The 16618-nt window shown below is 30.0% G+C and carries 18 protein-coding genes; 1 reads left to right on the plus strand and 17 read right to left on the minus strand.

Features of this window, described 5'->3' with window-relative positions; genetic code table 11:
- Nucleotide 1 precedes the first annotated feature (1 nt).
- The 7 genes from BN3657_RS07535 to csm6 form a co-directional block, all read right to left on the minus strand.
- On the minus strand, nucleotides 2–802 hold the full coding sequence (locus BN3657_RS07535; RefSeq protein WP_019138466.1) for a TlyA family RNA methyltransferase: 801 nt from the start codon (nucleotides 800–802) through the stop codon (nucleotides 2–4).
- Nucleotides 802–1659 (minus strand): polyprenyl synthetase family protein, encoded by an 858-nt coding sequence (locus tag BN3657_RS07540; protein WP_062552419.1) that lies wholly within the window; start codon nucleotides 1657–1659, stop codon nucleotides 802–804. Before BN3657_RS07540 ends, BN3657_RS07535 begins: the two co-directional genes overlap by 1 nt.
- Nucleotides 1643–1867, minus strand: coding sequence for an exodeoxyribonuclease VII small subunit (gene xseB / locus BN3657_RS07545; protein WP_019138468.1), 225 nt, complete (start codon nucleotides 1865–1867; stop codon nucleotides 1643–1645). The genes BN3657_RS07540 and xseB overlap by 17 nt, the downstream gene beginning before the upstream one ends.
- Complete coding sequence (xseA, locus tag BN3657_RS07550; RefSeq protein ID WP_062552420.1) at nucleotides 1868–3319, minus strand: exodeoxyribonuclease VII large subunit; 1452 nt, start codon at nucleotides 3317–3319, stop codon at nucleotides 1868–1870.
- Nucleotide 3320: 1 nt separating this feature from the next.
- A complete protein-coding gene (gene nusB, locus BN3657_RS07555) occupies nucleotides 3321–3719 on the minus strand; it encodes a transcription antitermination factor NusB (RefSeq protein ID WP_062552421.1) in 399 nt (132 codons plus the stop codon).
- Nucleotides 3716–4102: an Asp23/Gls24 family envelope stress response protein gene (locus BN3657_RS07560; protein WP_019138472.1), complete on the minus strand. Its 387-nt coding sequence runs from the start codon at nucleotides 4100–4102 to the stop codon at nucleotides 3716–3718. The genes nusB and BN3657_RS07560 overlap by 4 nt, the downstream gene beginning before the upstream one ends.
- Nucleotides 4103–4246: 144 nt before the next feature.
- Nucleotides 4247–5578, minus strand: coding sequence for a type III-A CRISPR-associated CARF protein Csm6 (gene csm6 / locus BN3657_RS07565; protein WP_062552422.1), 1332 nt, complete (start codon nucleotides 5576–5578; stop codon nucleotides 4247–4249).
- A gap of 507 nt (nucleotides 5579–6085) precedes the next feature.
- Between csm6 and BN3657_RS07570 the strand changes: the two genes are divergently transcribed.
- Nucleotides 6086–6448: a hypothetical protein gene (locus BN3657_RS07570; RefSeq protein ID WP_062552423.1), complete on the plus strand. Its 363-nt coding sequence runs from the start codon at nucleotides 6086–6088 to the stop codon at nucleotides 6446–6448.
- A gap of 745 nt (nucleotides 6449–7193) precedes the next feature.
- On the opposite strand, the gene csm5 is transcribed toward BN3657_RS07570, so the two are convergent.
- From csm5 to BN3657_RS07620, 10 genes are all read right to left on the minus strand, one after another.
- Nucleotides 7194–8264, minus strand: coding sequence for a type III-A CRISPR-associated RAMP protein Csm5 (gene csm5, locus BN3657_RS07575; protein ID WP_062552424.1), 1071 nt, complete (start codon nucleotides 8262–8264; stop codon nucleotides 7194–7196).
- A 1-nt stretch (nucleotide 8265) separates the two neighbouring features.
- Nucleotides 8266–9189: a type III-A CRISPR-associated RAMP protein Csm4 gene (gene csm4 / locus BN3657_RS07580; protein WP_062552425.1), complete on the minus strand. Its 924-nt coding sequence runs from the start codon at nucleotides 9187–9189 to the stop codon at nucleotides 8266–8268.
- Nucleotides 9189–9866 carry a type III-A CRISPR-associated RAMP protein Csm3 gene (gene csm3 / locus BN3657_RS07585; protein WP_062552426.1) on the minus strand — a complete coding sequence of 226 codons (678 nt, stop codon included), beginning with the start codon at nucleotides 9864–9866 and terminating at the stop codon, nucleotides 9189–9191. The genes csm4 and csm3 overlap by 1 nt, the downstream gene beginning before the upstream one ends.
- 9 nt (nucleotides 9867–9875) lie before the next feature.
- Nucleotides 9876–10256 (minus strand): type III-A CRISPR-associated protein Csm2, encoded by a 381-nt coding sequence (gene csm2, locus BN3657_RS07590; RefSeq protein WP_062552427.1) that lies wholly within the window; start codon nucleotides 10254–10256, stop codon nucleotides 9876–9878.
- Nucleotide 10257: 1 nt separating this feature from the next.
- Complete coding sequence (gene cas10, locus BN3657_RS07595) at nucleotides 10258–12579, minus strand: type III-A CRISPR-associated protein Cas10/Csm1 (RefSeq protein WP_062552428.1); 2322 nt, start codon at nucleotides 12577–12579, stop codon at nucleotides 10258–10260.
- Nucleotides 12572–13315 carry a CRISPR-associated endoribonuclease Cas6 gene (cas6, locus tag BN3657_RS07600; RefSeq protein ID WP_062552429.1) on the minus strand — a complete coding sequence of 248 codons (744 nt, stop codon included), beginning with the start codon at nucleotides 13313–13315 and terminating at the stop codon, nucleotides 12572–12574. Before cas6 ends, cas10 begins: the two co-directional genes overlap by 8 nt.
- A gap of 92 nt (nucleotides 13316–13407) precedes the next feature.
- Nucleotides 13408–14139, minus strand: coding sequence for a tRNA pseudouridine(38-40) synthase TruA (gene truA, locus BN3657_RS07605; protein WP_062552430.1), 732 nt, complete (start codon nucleotides 14137–14139; stop codon nucleotides 13408–13410).
- On the minus strand, nucleotides 14136–14933 hold the full coding sequence (locus BN3657_RS07610; protein WP_062552431.1) for an energy-coupling factor transporter transmembrane component T family protein: 798 nt from the start codon (nucleotides 14931–14933) through the stop codon (nucleotides 14136–14138). The genes truA and BN3657_RS07610 overlap by 4 nt, the downstream gene beginning before the upstream one ends.
- Entirely contained in the window at nucleotides 14926–15792 is an 867-nt protein-coding gene (locus BN3657_RS07615; protein ID WP_062552432.1) for an energy-coupling factor transporter ATPase, read from the minus strand. The genes BN3657_RS07610 and BN3657_RS07615 overlap by 8 nt, the downstream gene beginning before the upstream one ends.
- Complete coding sequence (locus BN3657_RS07620) at nucleotides 15783–16607, minus strand: energy-coupling factor transporter ATPase (protein ID WP_062552433.1); 825 nt, start codon at nucleotides 16605–16607, stop codon at nucleotides 15783–15785. The genes BN3657_RS07615 and BN3657_RS07620 overlap by 10 nt, the downstream gene beginning before the upstream one ends.
- Between the last annotated feature and the right edge of the window lie 11 nt (nucleotides 16608–16618).

The following is a 16618-nucleotide window of genomic DNA, read 5'->3' on the forward strand; positions in this document are numbered from 1 at the left end:
CCTAATCATTTAAATTTTCATAAGCCTTATTTACAACTTCTTTAGCATCAAAAGTTTCAGTGCTTTCGCCATAATTTGACAAATAAATTAAAAACTCTATATTTCCACTTGTTCCTTTAATTGGAGAATTAGTAAGAGCCTTAATATTAAGACCTAGTTCTTCTGTGAGATTAAGGATTTTTTCTATAACCTCAATATGTACTTTTTTATCTCTAACTATTCCACCTTTTCCAACTTTTCCCTTGCCAGCTTCAAATTGTGGCTTTACAAGAGCAACTATTTCTCCTCTTTGACCAAGAATATCTTTTGCAACTGGAAGAACTAATTCAAGAGAAATAAAGGACACATCAATAGAAATAAAAGACACGTCTTCTTCTATAAGGTCCTTGTCAAAATATCTTATATTTGTCCTTTCAAGAGATACAACCCTATCGTCCATCCTAAGTTTATAATCAAGTTGATTGTATCCAACATCAATGGCATAAACTTTTTTTGCTCCATGTTTTAACATACAGTGGGTAAAACCACCAGTAGAAGCTCCTATATCAACACAAACAGAATCTTTTAAATCGATCTCATAATCATCAATCATCTTTTCAAGCTTGTGACCACCACGAGATACAAAAGTATTTTCAAGACCCTTTATATAAATTTTTTCATTATCTTTTAATTGAGTTCCAGGTTTTTCTACTCTTTCTGTTCCAATAAAAACCTTGCCTTCCATTATTAGTCTTTTAGCCTTTTCTCTAGAATCAATTAGTCCCTTTTCAACTAATAATACATCTGCTCGTTTTTTTGCCATTACTTGCTCCTGTTTACTAATTTTGCTACAAAAGGTTTTAGCGCATTTTGCCTTAATTCTAGACCTTCTAAAGCTTCATAAGCAGCATTAGTTAAGTCAATAATTTCATTTTGAAGATCTTCTTTATCCTTGAATAAAAGCATATTTACTTCTCCACTGTCTGGATCTTTTTCTTCATCTAAAAGATCATCTTCAAGTTGATATGCAATGCCAATAGATTCTCCAAATTTAGAAAGTTTTGTTATATTATCAGCTTCTAAACCAGCAATGATTCCACCTACAACAACTGAAGCCTTAATAAGTGCTCCCGTCTTTAACTTATACATATTTTCGCAATCTTCTTCAGTGTAATCAGCTACATCAAAATCAATATCAATAGTTTGACCACCGATCATCCCATTTACACCAGTGGCACTGTAAATATATTTCATTGCTCTCATTGCACGCTTTAAATCGATTTTATCTTCAATATTTTCAATGTGTCTTAAAAGAATTTCCATTGACATATTTAAAAGACCATCGCCAGCTAAAATAGCTACACCTTCAGTGTAAACCTTGTGATTAGTAGGTTTATCCCTTCTAAAATCATCGTCATCCATGGCTGGAAGGTCATCGTGAATAAGAGAATAGGTATGTATCATTTCAATTGCAGCAGCAAAAGGAAGGATTTTATCCAAATCTTCATCTGAAAATTCACAAAAACTTATAAGAGATAACATAGGTCTAATTCTCTTTCCTCCAGAAAACAAGGAATATTTCATAGAATCAATGACCTTGTGTTGAAGACTGTTGTCGTATTCAAGCAAAGAACTCAAATAATTATTAAATTTTTCTAACAAATTATCTATATCTCTCATCTTTTTTGTCCCCAATAAATTCAGAATTTTCCTCTGCAATAGTTTTTATCTTGCCTTCATAAGCCTTTAAAGTATTATTTAAATACTTATAGAGTTCAATCCCTTTTTCATATTTTTTTATGGAATCTTCAAGACTAATGTCCTTAGACTCAAGTTCCTTTATAATATTTTCAAGCTCTTTAAAAGAACTTTCATAATCTCTTTCCATTTAATCCCTCATTTCCACATTTTGAACTTTGGATTTAACTTTTCCATCTTTAAAAGTCAAAGAAATAATTTCTCCAACATTTGCATCTTTAGCAGAACTTAATTTGCTTCCATCTTCTCTTAAAATTTCTACTTTATTTATTTTGTCAAAGGCAGAGTCCAAACCCATCTTTAGATAATTTAATCTTCTTTTTTCATTTTCTAATTTGAATGTTAAGTCATAAGATAAAATAAATTTTTCTTGTGCCTTAAATTTCTTATAATCCTCATTTACTTTTGTCTTAAAGTAATAATTTAAAAGCTTTTTATCAAAATCTAAAGACTCTTTTGACTTATTTAAATTTACATTTATATTATTAGAAATATTTTTAAGCCTGTAGAAATAATTCTCAATTTCCTTTGCCTTATTTAATTTGAAATTTGAAAGATAAAATCTCATATTTTGAAGATTATATTTATGCTTATCAAAAGCTTCATTCATAAGAGAATTTAGCCTTGTCTGAATCCAAAATAAATTTCTTGTCATTTGATTTATCTTATAAATTTGATTTTTTATAGAAATATTTTTATATAAATTAAGAAGTTTTAAGCGATTGTAGTTTAATCTTTTCTCAATTAAATTATTTAACTCAGTCTTTTTCTTATCTAGTTCTGATATGATTTCTCCTTCGCTTCTTGTCACAAGCTCTGCAGCATTTGTAGGAGTTGCAGCCCTTAAATCTGCAACAAAATCGCAAATAGTGTAGTCAATCTCATGACCTACTGCTGAAATTATAGGTATCTTTGAGGCAAAAATTTCCCTTGCAAGACTTTCGTCATTAAAGACAAAAAGGTCCTCAAAACTTCCTCCACCACGAGCAATAATTATGCTATCCACTTTTCTTTCTTTATTAAAAAATTTTATACCAGAAATTAAAGATTCTGCAGCAAAATGTCCCTGAACTAGACTTGGATAAACATAAATATCACAACTTTTATTTCTTTTTCTAAAAATATTTATAACATCCTTAATAGCTGCTCCACTTGTCGAAGTTATAAGTCCAATAGAAGAAGGATAAGGACTAAGCTTTTTCTTGTGAGAAGTATCAAAAAGACCTTCTCTTTCAAGTTTTTCTTTTAAATTCAAATATTCTTGATAGAGCTTTCCCTTTCCATCAAGTTCCATTTGACTAATATATAAAAAAACTCTGCCACTTCTATTATAGTAAGTGACAGTTCCCTTTGCCATAACCTTGGCACCATCGAATAAATCAATATTTATATCCGAAAGATCAGCCATGGCATCAATGCGGGCAAATTTATCCTTTAAAGAAAAATAAACATTTCCATTTTTGTGGAAATTTAAATTAGTTACTTCACCTGTGATGTTAATATCCCTCAAGATATAGTCCATAGATATTAGCTTTTTGATGTAATTATTTAATTCACTTACATTAAAAGCAGACCTTGTCAAATTAAAAACTCCTATAAATTGTTCCCAAAATTCCGTTTATAAATTTAGGTGCCTCGTCAGAACTATAAAGTCGAGCAATCTCAACAGCTTCGTTAATAGAAACTTCCTTAGGAATATCATCTTTATATAAAAATTCATAAACTGCAATCCTAAGAATTTGTCTGTCAACCTTGGCAAGCCTTGCCATAGTCCAGCCCTTTAAATTTTTCTCAATTGTCTCATCAACAACATCAAGCTTATCCAAAATATCTGGCACAACCCTATTAATATAATCAGCCTCATCACCTTGAAAGTTATTATTTTCCATAAAAACTTCTAAATTATCAAGAGAAAAATCATCATTAATATCCATGGAAAATAGAGCTTGCATAGCACCTATTCTTGCTTTTTTCCTACTCATTTTACAACAGTCTTTTCAGAATTTTTTACAGCAATACCTGAAATGTGAACATTGACTTCAACAACATCAAAATCAGTCATATTTTCAATTGCTTCCTTAACTTCTTCTTGCACCTTTTCAGATACTTCAACAATCTTTATTCCGTACTCAATAGTAATATATACATCTACAATAGTTTCCTTTTCGCCAATATTGACTTTAACTCCCCTATTGAAATTTTTTGTATTTAAAATGTCAGTAACTTGAGACTTAAAGTTAGATCCAACTTTAACAACACCATCGACACTTTCAGCTGCAACTGACGCAACTGTAGCAATGACATCTTCAGAAATCTTAACCTTACCGTCTGCTCCATTACCATCAACAAGATATTTATTATCCACTATTACACCTCCAAATTAACTAAAATAATTATACCAAATACTTTTTATATTATCAATTTATTGCAGTTTTAGAAAGATTTTGCATAAAAAATTTAAAATGAAAATATCATTAAAAGTAAAATAAAAAAAGCCCGAGGGCTTAATTTATTTTAATAAATCTATAATTTTTTCATTCATAATTTCATAAGAGTTCCAATGTTCTTTTTTAATGCCAAGTTTAATATCTTCTACAAAATCAATAATTCTATTTAAAATTTCTTCACTATTATATCCAGTTTCTCTTTTTAAGAAATCATCATCAATGGAAACAATTTGATGAGCTGCCTTATTTCTTCCATCTCTTTCAATATCTCTTAATTTTTCTGCCTTCTTTGTAATAAACCTTTCAGACATTCCAAAATCATCAGATTCCATCAATTTCAAATAATTATCGCTAGAAGCAGTATTTTTAAAAGTAAAGCCATTATAGGATTCATTTAATACCTTGAGAATTTTTTCTCCATTTTTATCTGACAAAAGCTTTTTCTTATTCCAACTAACTTTTCCTTTTTTATCTGTCAAATAGTTATCTAAATTTATTCCACTTTCCGATTCAAAAGCTCTTTTAAATAATAAATCTAAAACTGGAGAAATTCCTCTAATAAATTCCAAGAGCATATTTCTCTTTACATTAACTGATAAATACAAAATATATTCCACTAATTTTAATTGTGCAGTTTCATAATAATCAAACTTATCATTGGCAAGTTTTAAGTTTTCCTTAACTCTATTTCTGTCAAGATTGCTTCTGTAAAAAGCAGCTTTAATCAAATAATAAGATTTTTCTGACAAAAATTCACGAGTCATTTGTGCAACTTCAAAAGCCGCGGAATAATTATATTTTTTCAAATGATTTTTAATAATATCCTTTGAAAGTTCAAGGTTTAAATTTTCCTTTATAGCAATTTCTGTCCTATCCCCATAAATTTCAGGCTCAGTCATAATTTCATCAATTAGTCCCAAAAAATCATCAAGAGGATTTTCTTCAGATTCAGAATTTGACTTCTTTTCAGGCGTAGAAACTTGGACTGGTGTCATTGGAAAATTAAATAAAGCACATAGAACAAAAAGTGCCGACTTCATGGCAGGAGTCCCAGAAGAAACATTTAAAAGAATCTCTGCTCCTGGATTTTCTTCATGAATTGTATACAAGATATCCCTATATTCTTTATAGAAAAAGTCAAAAATTTGAACTTCTTCAAGCTCACTTCTATCTATGATTTCATATTCAAAACTTTTCCCCAAATATTTATAAACTCTCTCTAGGCATTTAATGTATCTATCGTCTTTTTCGTGATATTCCATAACTTCCTTTGACATATATAGATAAATTTTATCAGGCTTATAGAATCTGCAGATATTTAAAAGAGAACCTTCATTCAAATTTCTTTGCGAAACTGGATCCGTCATCCCAATTGGTGAAAATAATACTTTCATGTAATACTCCTTTATTTATATTTTACGTCCCCTGCTGGGGTTTTTTGTTTTTTTACCGTGAAGAAAAACCAGAAGAAAATCCTGATAAAAATTTATCGTCCCCTTTCGGGGTTTTTTAGTCAAACTTCTGAAGTTCAAGAAGAACCAAAGGACGAGCCTAAGGAATTACCGTCCCCTTTTGGGGTTTTTCTTTCGTTCATAAGCAAACAGATAACCCACCTGAAGAAATGAAGGAGCTTTTTGACAGTTACCGTCCCCTCTTGGGGTTTTTCTTTTGTTCATCTATTAATGTTCCCGAAATGCCTCAAGAAGAAGATTTAATGAAGTTACCGTCCCCTCTTAGGGTTTTTCTTTTTTTCATGACTCCAAGCAAATGGGAAGCTTGATTGACTATTTTATAAGGTTACCGTCCCCTTATGGGGTTTTTGTTTTGTTCATTACAACCAACTAACAAGTGTAACAATCCCAGATTCAGTAACGTTACCGTCCCCTCTTGGGGTTTTCCTTTTGTTCATCCCTGAAACTAAGCACCCTAAGAAAGGTGTAGAGTACTTTGGGTTACCGTCCCCTCATGTGGGTTTTTATTTTGTCCATACTTACGATGAATTAACAGAAGAAGCTTACAGAATAGAAAAGTTACCGTCCCCTTGTGGGGTTTTTATTTTGTTCATATTTAACGAAGAATATTTTTTCACAGACTGGGAGACTGACTGGTTACCGTCCCCTTGTGGGGTTTTTGTTTTGTTCATGAAAGAATTAATAAATAATATAAACCAAATCCAAGCAAACCTAGTTACCGTCCCCTACTGGGGTTTTTTCTTTTTTTTCATAAAACAAAAGAAGAAGTTATTAAAAAGCAAGAAGAGCTAGGACTGTTACCGTCCCCTAATGGGGTTTTTATTTTTTTCATTGGAAAAATAGAAGTACATGGAACGTTGCCCTATGGATAGCTAAGTTACCGTCCCCTTGTGGGGTTTTTCTTTTGTTCATAATAATATTATCAAGAGAGGACATGAGAGTGTACTGGAGCAGTTACCGTCCCCTCTTGGGGTTTTTGTTTTGTTCATAATTAAAAAGAACCTATGGAAGAAGTGCTTTTTAGGTTACCGTCCCCTTATGGGGTTTTTGTTTTGTTCATTAAAAAAGAGCTACTAGAAATAACAATACTTTTACTCAATCTGGTCACCGTCCCCTTCTGGGGCTTTTTATTTTTTTCATAGGATAGAAAAGGCAAGACAATTAACGGAGTCTTCATAAAAGAGTTACCGTCCCCTAATGGGGTTTTTCTTTTGTTCATAAGCAATTCAAAAAAATCAAGGGTAAATTTAGCCTTATACGTTACCGTCCCCTTGTGGGGTTTTTATTTTGTTCATAACAAAACAATCGAACTAAAAAAAGGCTCTGAAATAATAATGTTACCGTCCCCTTTTGGGGTTTTTCTTTTTTTCATGTTTTGTAAAAAATAAGAATGTAGTTAAGTAAAAAAAGTTTAATAAAAAAGTTACCGTCCCCTTGCGGGGTTTTTCTTTCGTTCATGTTGATATAATAAGAGCAACAAAAAACAATTAAATATTTTTTTGTTACCGTCCCCTTGCGGGGTTTTATTAATTATATCTTAAATATTAACTTCTTTAAAATCAATTTTACAAAGTCCCATTTCATAATATTCATTTTTGTATTTTGTAACTTTTAATACTTGAGGAGATACATCATTTCTTATTGCTAAACTTCTGTGTTTTATTTTTCTAAATTTATCTTCTAGAATTTTTCCCACTATTTCTTTTGCTTTTTTATTTTCTCCTAGAAGAGGGTATGTTGATGTTTTTGTTACAAAGCCAGCTCCTTCACCTAGATAGATATAGTCTCCTTCTCTTTCTTCTACTCCAAATTCTTGCAAGAAATAATAATCTATATCATTGTAAAAATTTTCTACGGCATTTTTTATTCCATTAATATTAAAAGCTAATCCATCTTTTATTTTCATTTGAAACTTTATTTTAGTACCAGGTTTTATACATTCTCTAAATGTAGATATTGTACTTTCCTTGCCCTTTATATTTCTGTCAATTTTTTGCACTATAATAAAATCTTCGACACTAATTGGATTGCTATCAGATATTAAAAGATATTTCATTATATCTTCATAATCTCTTTCATTAATTTTTCTTCTAAAACTTTCTTTATCTTCCTGGACCGATTTTCTTTCAATATATTTTATATTTTCTTTTTTGTTTAAATAATCTGAAAAATATTTTGGATTTGAAAATCTATTTTTTTCTGCAAATAGTATATTTCTGATAGCACCTTTTAAGGAACTTCCAGGTATATAAGCTTTTCCATCTCCTCCTTTTATAAAGAGTTGAATATCATTTAGTCCTTTTTTTCTATCCCGACTAAAATCTCCCACTGGAAGAGAATATTTCATGAGTTCTTTATAAGATCCAAGTAAGTTATTTAACTTAAACCAAGTATACAAATCTTTTGTTTTTGATCTATTATCATAGAAAAAATCTTCAAAGGAGTCCAATAAGTTATTATGGATCATCCAATTTATCATTTTTCTATCATCTGGTATATAAACTCTTCCTTCTTTTCTGTCATAAATATATCCAGATTTCTTTAAAATTTCACCACTTCCTATAAAGACTGGTCCTAATGTTTTTAATGTAATTTCATAATTTTTCATATCACACCTCCAGCCACATAGGTATGCCATATCTGTAAACAGGATGAACAAATCCGTCATCTACTCTAAATATGTCGCCCTCAAATTTTTTATTAAAAATGGAACCTGATTTAAAAAAATGCATTGTCCTTTTTCTTTTAACATTGTTTTTGCTTCCTACTTCACTTTCTGAATATATAAATCCGCCTCGTCTTATAAGTGAATATTTTGCATCTTTGTCAATTTTTTCTAGTTCATCTTCTCTTGCCATTGATGATGTCAAAAGCATATTTGCCTTTTCTGAATTTATTTTATTTAAAATATTCCTTGGCAATTCTTCTTCTATTATTTCAAATTTTCCAAGTCCCGATGTTTTTTTGCCACCAATACCTGTAAATCCAATTGAATAAATTAAATTATGCAATAATTTTTCAAGTCTTTCATCTTCAAAAGCTAAAATAAAATACAAGCCATTGTCTTTATTAAATCTAAAGTAGGATAAAAAATATATTTCATTATCTCTTTCTAATTTTTTTTGGATTTTTGTATCAATTTGTGTACTGCCTAAGTTTTCTATTTTCTCTAATATTTCTTGTGGATTGGAATTTCCTCTCACATAATCCTTAAAATTAGAAATTGGTATATGATTTATTTTCTTATAAAGTTTTTTCTCTGAAGAATTACTATCATTTTTTGTAAAAGAAATAAGTGGTTTTGGGAGCAAATATTCATCACCTATAAAAGGAAAAGCATCCGACAAAAGAATTGTTCTCTTTTTAAAAGAATCTAAAATATCTTTTAAAATTTTTTCATCAACTTTTGATGCTTCGTTAATTATGGCAGAAAAAATAATATCAGCAGGTATTTCAATGGAATTGAGTTCTGTTTTACCCATACCAGACCTGACACCAGTTTTGAAATACATTTTATATATTTTATATTTCATTAAATTTCTCCTATAATTTTTTTAAGTTCCTCTATCTCTTGATTCTCTAAATCTCCAAAAACTTGATTTAATTCTAAATTTTCTATTTTTACTCTTCCATATCCTCTTGAACCATTGCCACCAAGATAATCGTACTCTAAAAGTTCAAAAGCTTCTTTTAAATTTTTTATATCTTCTCTTAAATCTTCTTTACTATCTGCATTATAAATTACAGACATGTCAAATTCAGTTCCTCTAATAACTCTCTCAATTTGTCTTGGGTTTGCAATTGCTGTAAATCTATTGATTGTGTTTTCAAACTTTACTTCTGTCATTTGTTCTATGCCCATTTTATTTAAGTCTTTTTCATTAGATATAAAGGAGTCAGAAAAATATAGTCTACTTTTAAAGGATTTCTCATCTTTTTTATCATTTGAACTTCCAAAAAGTCTTTTTACTCTCAAATCGTCATCATTATGATTAGTTTTTTCATTGCGTGCCTTTTTACCGTATTTTTCTTGAAGCAAAAATCTCAGTTTTCCCTTTAAAGAAGATCCAGGGATGAAGGGCATATTTGAATAAGTATCTCTCATAACTGGTGAATCCACTGCACCAATTGCAGAAAATTCTTTTGATCCGCCAATGTGTAGACCAGTCATAATTTTTATTTTTCCAGTGATTTCTAATTTGCTATACATTTCATCCTCCTATTTATCTTGTCCGCCAAAGTATCTGTGATATGCAACTAGAGCTTCTATATATTTGCAATATATAATTAACTTTTCTCTGTCGTCGCCAATCTTTTTTATTTCTTCAATTAACTGCGACTTGTCAATAAAATCTTGTACTCCCGCTTCATTTCTTCCATATTCATAGACAAGTTTCATTCTCAAATTTTGTATATCAGCTTTTTCAGTTTCTGTTAAACTACCTTGTTTTCTTCTAACTTTGTCATAAATAGTGGCTGAAGTTGTGAGGATATTTCTTATTTTTGATGTAGTTAAAACCAATTTATTTTTTTTATTCCTAACTAGTCTTGCAATTACATTTTCAGCTTGGTCAACATAATTTGTCTTTGTAAGTTCCATTTTATCTCCTTTCTAGATACACAAATATATATATCGCAGTTATAAGTTCACTTCTATCCTTTTCATTTTTTGCATAGCGATAAATCTTTTTAGAAAATTCGCTGTGTTTTTCTTTTAAATCCTCATTTTGTGGCTCCAATCTTGCCAGTAAATAAGCAAGCCTTGCTATATTTAATTTGTCATCTTCTACTTCTCTTAAAAGATTTAAAAGTCTATATAAAAAACTCTTGCCTCTCTCGTCAATTACTTTAAAATAATCTTGTAAAAGTTTTAATTTCTCTCCCAAAACTTTTTCTTCAAAATCCTTCCAAGAATAAATATTTTCTTTATCAAATATACATACAGAATTTTTAGCCTTTTCTACTCCATCTACTTCATATTTATTTGTCTTTGCATAATCTTCCAAATCTCCAGTAATTTCTGCCATAGATTTTATTGGAAATTTTTCAGCAAAAAGTCCAAGTCCTGCAGAAATTGTTAGAGAATTTAAAGTAAATTTTTTTAAACTTTTTACTAAATCTATGGAAAACTCTATTATGTCATCCCACGCACCTACAACAAAAATATCGTCTCCACCAGAATAAACAATTAGAGCTTTTCTCTTTATAGGTGTTTTTTCTCCTGTGAGAGAATATTTTCCATTCTCCAATAAATAATTTATGTGATATTTAAAAAATAATGACATATTTCTAGAGAAAACTGCACTCCTTGTAAGTGATGTTTCTTCCTTAGAAAAACCTCTTACAAAAGACTCTCCTAAATTGTCTACGTCTGCTCTTATTACACCAAGCCTCTTGATTCCCTCTGCATTTTCTGTCAAAATATTTAATTTATTGTCGTAACAGTAATCACCAATCCAAAGTCTTGTTAAATTTTTCTTCTCTGAAAAATCATTGTTTTTGCTATATGCCCTGATAAAATCTTGCTTTTCAAATTTATTTTTAAACTCATCTTCGTCCTTTACAGAGCTTAAAATTTTATCAAAAGGAAGTGGCAATGAATATCTTTTTTTATCCCCAGATTTATTTTCTACAATAAAGATTTTGGATTCTAATATAGATTTAGAAAAATTTTCAATTTCGTCACAAATATTACAAATTAGCCCATTTTCAGTTTCTATTAAATGGTCCACTCGCCTGCATACTTTGCATTCTCGTGCTCCATCTACTATTTCTTCAAAGTTTAATTTTTTAAGATCGGATGCATTATACCTATTTAATTTATTTTTTGATATTTTATTTGAAATAGATCTGAAAAGCTCACTGTATTCACCTGTGTTTTTTGCACTAAATGTCCTTGCACTGCAGACTTCTCCTCCACCAGCTAAATATAATTCACTGCCAAACAAATTTAGAAGCCACTCATTTACTTGACTTTTAAATTCATCAAGAGTATTTTTCACAAAATCTGTATTCGGAAGAATTAAGTAACAGTGTCCTCCTCCTGAATATAATAAATTTGTCCTAAATAAATTTAATTTATCTAGCAAAGTATCAATAATATCTTCGAGTAAAATTTCAAGATAAAAAGACCTAGTTCTAAGACTTCTCATAGCTTTATCTGATGAAATATTGTAAATAAAACTTTGTATTCCTGAAAAATCAAAGCTGTATATATAAAATATGTCTTCTTCGTAGAATTTATCTTTTTCTTCTAATAGCATCGAAAAATCATTTATATTTTTTGAAATTAGATAGTCGTAAATACAAGATGCAAAAGTGCTTGTCATTTTTATGTGGTCAAAAAGTGAAATATCAAAAGCTTCTCTTTTGTCATCTAAATAAGGCAAATATGAAAAATATCCTTCAAAGCTCTCTATCAAAAATGCAAGGTGATTTTTTTCTAGCTTAAAGTCTTTAAATAAGACTTTAAGTTTATTCTCAATCTCCCTATAATAATTTGCATTAGAATTAATTACATCTTCACTTGGATAATTAATGCCATATTCATGGCTTAAATATTTCCCTTCATATTTTCCATTTTTGTTATTTCCATTTAAAATATTAAAAATACTTCTTAAGGCAATATTATTTTTATTTATTTCTTTTACTTTTTTAAATTCTATTTTATCTGAATCTCTGGAAATATCATTTGCGAGAGAAATTATATAGGCTAAACTATCTTTAGGAATTTGTGATTTTCTTAAACCCTTAGGATTTTTATAAATGCTAGAATCTAAAATATCTCTATCTTTAATATTTAAATCATTTTCTAAAAACTGAGGATAAGAAAAATTTTTTATACTATTTTCTGTAAAATATATATTTTCCTCTAAATCCTTTAGCATTGTAGCAAATGTCAATTTTAATTTTCTTTCATCCAAGCCTTTCACCTCCAGCTCTTGTTCCTCCCATGCCCATGGAGGATTTAATACCTGTGCCAGAAAATTCACTAAACTTATTTAATAAATTTAATATTTTTAAAATCTCTTTATTTGTATATGATTTTAAACTTACACTCCCCACGAAACCGGGAATCTTTGTCTTTTCTAAGTAAAATAATCTACTCCTCAAATTGTATTTAGAAATATTTACTAATTCATCTATTTCTCTTAAAAGTTCATAACTAAACATCTCTTCTTCGCCTGTTGAGTCAAACTTTCTAATTAAATTTTGAAATATGAGAGCAGGCTCTGGTAAGAAAATATATCTGTTATCTCTTCTAAAAGCAGTTGGTGTCAAGAAATTAAATGTTAATTCTCTAGAGTCAAAATTCTCAAATAAATTTTTTTCTATAAAATCGTCTCTTTTTATGGTATTTAAATTTTTCTCCAAAATTTTTAACTCTATACCCTTATCATTTATGAAAAATTTATCTAACTCCAAAATAGGGCAGATAATTTTTTCATAGGCTTCTTTATTTGTAGTTGATATGTTCCAATAAGTTCCATCTTTAGTTCTGTTTACATATTGACTATAAGGATTTATCTTTAGATTATGTAATTTTTCTGCGTATTCAGCTTCAATATTTTCCATTATGATTCCTTGAAACAAAGAACCAGAATTATATCCAATATCTTTTGAATTTGTGTCTATTTTTAATTTTAAAGTACTTAACAATTTATCCTCCTTGTGAAAAGGTTTTACTAATTAAATTATAGCATATTAAAATATTAATTCACTCTAAAAATCAAATAAAAAAAGCCCGAGGGCTAATACTTTACATCTACTAAGTATAGTCCACAGGCAGGTGCTGTTGGTCCAGCTGCTTTTCTAGATTTTCTCTCTAGTGCATTTTTCATATATTCAATTTCTCTTTGACCTCTACCTATTTCAAGGGCAGTTCCGGTTACAATTCTTATCATGTTTTTCAAAAAAGATTTTGCAACAAAATCAAGGTACAAAAATCGTCCATCTTCTATGACATCAATTTTTTCAATACTTCTTATTGAATCCTTAACAATTGCTCCCTTTCCCATAAATGAATTGAAGTCATGTTCTCCAATTAAGTAAGATAGAGCTTTTCTCATTCTATCTGGATCCACTTCATAGGGATATTCATAAGCTCTATTATATAAAAGTGAATTTCTATATCTAGATCTATAAATCACATAACGGTATTTTTTTAATTTAGCATCAAATCTAGCATGAAAGTCATCTGCTACATACTTTGCATCTATTACAGATACGTCATTGGGAAGGTTAAAGTTTATTACTTTTGGAAGATTTCCAATATCAATTGTAGTATCTGAATAGAAGTTTGCATACTGACCTTCAGCGTGAACTCCCCGATCAGTCCTTCCTGCATAAAAAATTTTCACAGGATGTTTTACAGTTTTTTCTATACCCTTATTTAATTCTCCCTCTACTGTCCTTTCATCTGGCTGAATTTGAAATCCATGAAAATTAGTCCCATCGTAGCTTATTTTTATTAATATATTCATAATTTTGATACCACAACTATTATTGTAAAAAATATTAGGTTTCCAAGAAAAATAATTATGTCTTTTTTTACGATTTTTGATGCATTCATTTTTGTTCTGCCATCGCCACCTCTGTAACATCTTGCTTCCATGGCTGTGGCAAGTTCTTCTGCCCTTCTAAAAGAATTTATAAATAAGGGAACAAGAAGTGGCACAAGATTTTTTGCACGTTTCACTATATTTCCAGATTCAAAGTCTGCACCTCTTGCCATTTGTGCCTTCATTATTTTATCTGTTTCTTCAATAAGTGTTGGTATAAATCTTAGGGCAATTGTCATCATCATTGCAATTTCATGACTTGGAACTCCAATTTTTCTAAAGGGTCTTAGAAGTGATTCAATTCCATCTGTTAGTTCTATTGGAGAAGTTGTATAGGTAAGTAAACTTGTGCCAAGAACTAAAAGTATAAGTCTTATGCCCATAAATACTGCAAGATCAATTCCCTCTTGTGAAATTTTTAAAAATCCAAGAGTGTATTTAGGATCTCCTGGAGTGAAGAAAATATTAATTATAAATGTAACAAGTATTATCCACTTTAAGGGCTTTAGTCCACGAAGGACCATTCCCACAGGAAGTTTTGCAATTTTTATTATTAATAGTAAGTAAATTACTACGGGAATATACATAAATACTGATTTTATAAAGAACAAGGATGCTATAAATAAAATCATTGTTATCATTTTTAGTTTTGGGTCATATTTGTGTACGAGGCTTTCTCCAGGAAAATATTGTCCAATTGTTATATCTTTAAACATTAGAAGCACCTCTCAAATATTTTATTAAAGACTCTTTAGCCTCTTCCACAGTTATGGCATCTTCATTTATATCTAAGCCCTTTTTCTTTAAAGTTCTCATAAGAGATGTTATTTGAGGAATGCCAAGTCCCACAGAAAGAAGTTTATCTTCATTTCTAAAAATTTCTCTTGGGTTAGAATCTAAAAATACACTGCCCTTGTCAAATACAATTATTCTATTTGCAATTTTTGCCACATCTTCCATGGAGTGAGAAACTAAAATTACAGTTATTTTTCTCTTTTCATGGATTTCTTTTATTTCACTTAAAATCTCATCACGACCTCTTGGGTCAAGACCTGCAGTTGGTTCGTCAAGAATTAAAACTTTTGGTTCCATTGCAAGAACTCCAGCTATTGCAACTCTTCTCTTTAGTCCACCAGAAAGTTCAAAGGGTGATTTATCCTTGTATGTTTCATAATCTAAACCTACAGATTCCATTGATGATTTTACTCTTCTTTGAACCTCTTCTTCTGTGATATCAAGATTTCCAGGTCCAAAAGCTATATCTCTTTCTATAGTTTCTTCAAAAAGTTGATATTCTGGATATTGAAAGACAAGACCAACTTTTTTTCTCAAATCTGTCAAATTTGCACCAGACTTGTCAACTCTTGTTCCATCAATAATAATTTCTCCAGAGCTTGGTTTTAAAAGTCCATTTAAATGTTGTATAAAAGTTGATTTTCCTGAACCTGTGTGACCAATTAGTCCAATAAATTCATTTTCTTCAATTTTTAAAGTCAAATCATCAATTGCCTTTTTCTCAAAAGGAAGACCCTCGCTGTAAATATGTGTTAAATTGTTTATTTCTATTAGTGACATATTTCCTTCACCATTTCTTCAATATTTAAAACTTCCGTAGAAATTTCAATTCCATCCTTTTTAAGTTCATAGGCAAGTTCTGTTACTTGTGGAACATCAAGACCCAGAGATTTTATCATATCGACCCTTGAAAACACTTCTCTTGGAGTGCCAGTAAGTACCATATTTCCATCTTCCATTACAACAACCCTGTCACTTATTGCAGCTTCTTCCATGTAATGGGTAATCAAAATTATTGTTTTATTTTCTTCTTTATTTAGTTTAACTAGGGTATCAATAACTTCTCTCCTGCCACTAGGATCGAGCATGGCAGTTGGCTCATCTAAAATAATATATTTGGGTGACATAGCTAGAATTCCTGCTATTGCTACTCTTTGTTTTTGTCCACCAGACAATAGATGGGGTGCATTTTTTTTATACTCATCCATCCCCACATCTTCTAGAGCCTTATCAACTCTTCTTCTTATTTCACTTGCTTCGACTCCCATGTTTTCTGGTCCAAAGGCAACTTCATCTTCAACTATTGTTGCAACTAATTGGTTATCCGGATTTTGAAATACCATTCCGGCAGTCTTTCTAATGTCCCAAATTTCTTCTTCACTTTTGGTATTCATCCCATCTACAAGGACGTCACCTTCTCCAGGAAGAAGAAGACCATTTATTAATTTTGCAAGAGTGGATTTACCGGAACCATTGTGTCCTAAAAGAGCAACAAATTCGCCTTCTTTTATTTCTAAATTTATATCTTTTAAAATCTGTTTTGCCGATTCATCTTCATAGTCATATTTAAAAGATAAGTTTTTTATACTAATCATTTCATCACCTT

The organism is Peptoniphilus phoceensis (assembly GCF_001517665.2).
Lineage (GTDB): Bacteria > Bacillota > Clostridia > Tissierellales > Peptoniphilaceae > Peptoniphilus_A > Peptoniphilus_A timonensis.

Bases quoted from the DNA above. Each gene is read 5' to 3' on its own strand.
- BN3657_RS07535 (WP_019138466.1), bottom strand. From the start codon at position 802: ATGGCAAAAAAACGAGCAGATGTATTATTAGTTGAAAAGGGACTAATT.
- BN3657_RS07540 (WP_062552419.1), bottom strand. From the start codon at position 1,659: ATGAGAGATATAGATAATTTGTTAGAAAAATTTAATAATTATTTGAGT.
- xseB (WP_019138468.1), bottom strand. From the start codon at position 1,867: ATGGAAAGAGATTATGAAAGTTCTTTTAAAGAGCTTGAAAATATTATA.
- nusB (WP_062552421.1), bottom strand. From the start codon at position 3,719: ATGAGTAGGAAAAAAGCAAGAATAGGTGCTATGCAAGCTCTATTTTCC.
- csm6 (WP_062552422.1), bottom strand. From the start codon at position 5,578: ATGAAAGTATTATTTTCACCAATTGGGATGACGGATCCAGTTTCGCAA.
- csm5 (WP_062552424.1), bottom strand. From the start codon at position 8,264: ATGAAAAATTATGAAATTACATTAAAAACATTAGGACCAGTCTTTATA.
- csm4 (WP_062552425.1), bottom strand. From the start codon at position 9,189: ATGAAATATAAAATATATAAAATGTATTTCAAAACTGGTGTCAGGTCT.
- csm3 (WP_062552426.1), bottom strand. From the start codon at position 9,866: ATGTATAGCAAATTAGAAATCACTGGAAAAATAAAAATTATGACTGGT.
- csm2 (WP_062552427.1), bottom strand. From the start codon at position 10,256: ATGGAACTTACAAAGACAAATTATGTTGACCAAGCTGAAAATGTAATT.
- truA (WP_062552430.1), bottom strand. From the start codon at position 14,139: ATGAATATATTAATAAAAATAAGCTACGATGGGACTAATTTTCATGGA.
- BN3657_RS07610 (WP_062552431.1), bottom strand. From the start codon at position 14,933: ATGTTTAAAGATATAACAATTGGACAATATTTTCCTGGAGAAAGCCTC.
- BN3657_RS07615 (WP_062552432.1), bottom strand. From the start codon at position 15,792: ATGTCACTAATAGAAATAAACAATTTAACACATATTTACAGCGAGGGT.
- BN3657_RS07620 (WP_062552433.1), bottom strand. From the start codon at position 16,607: ATGATTAGTATAAAAAACTTATCTTTTAAATATGACTATGAAGATGAA.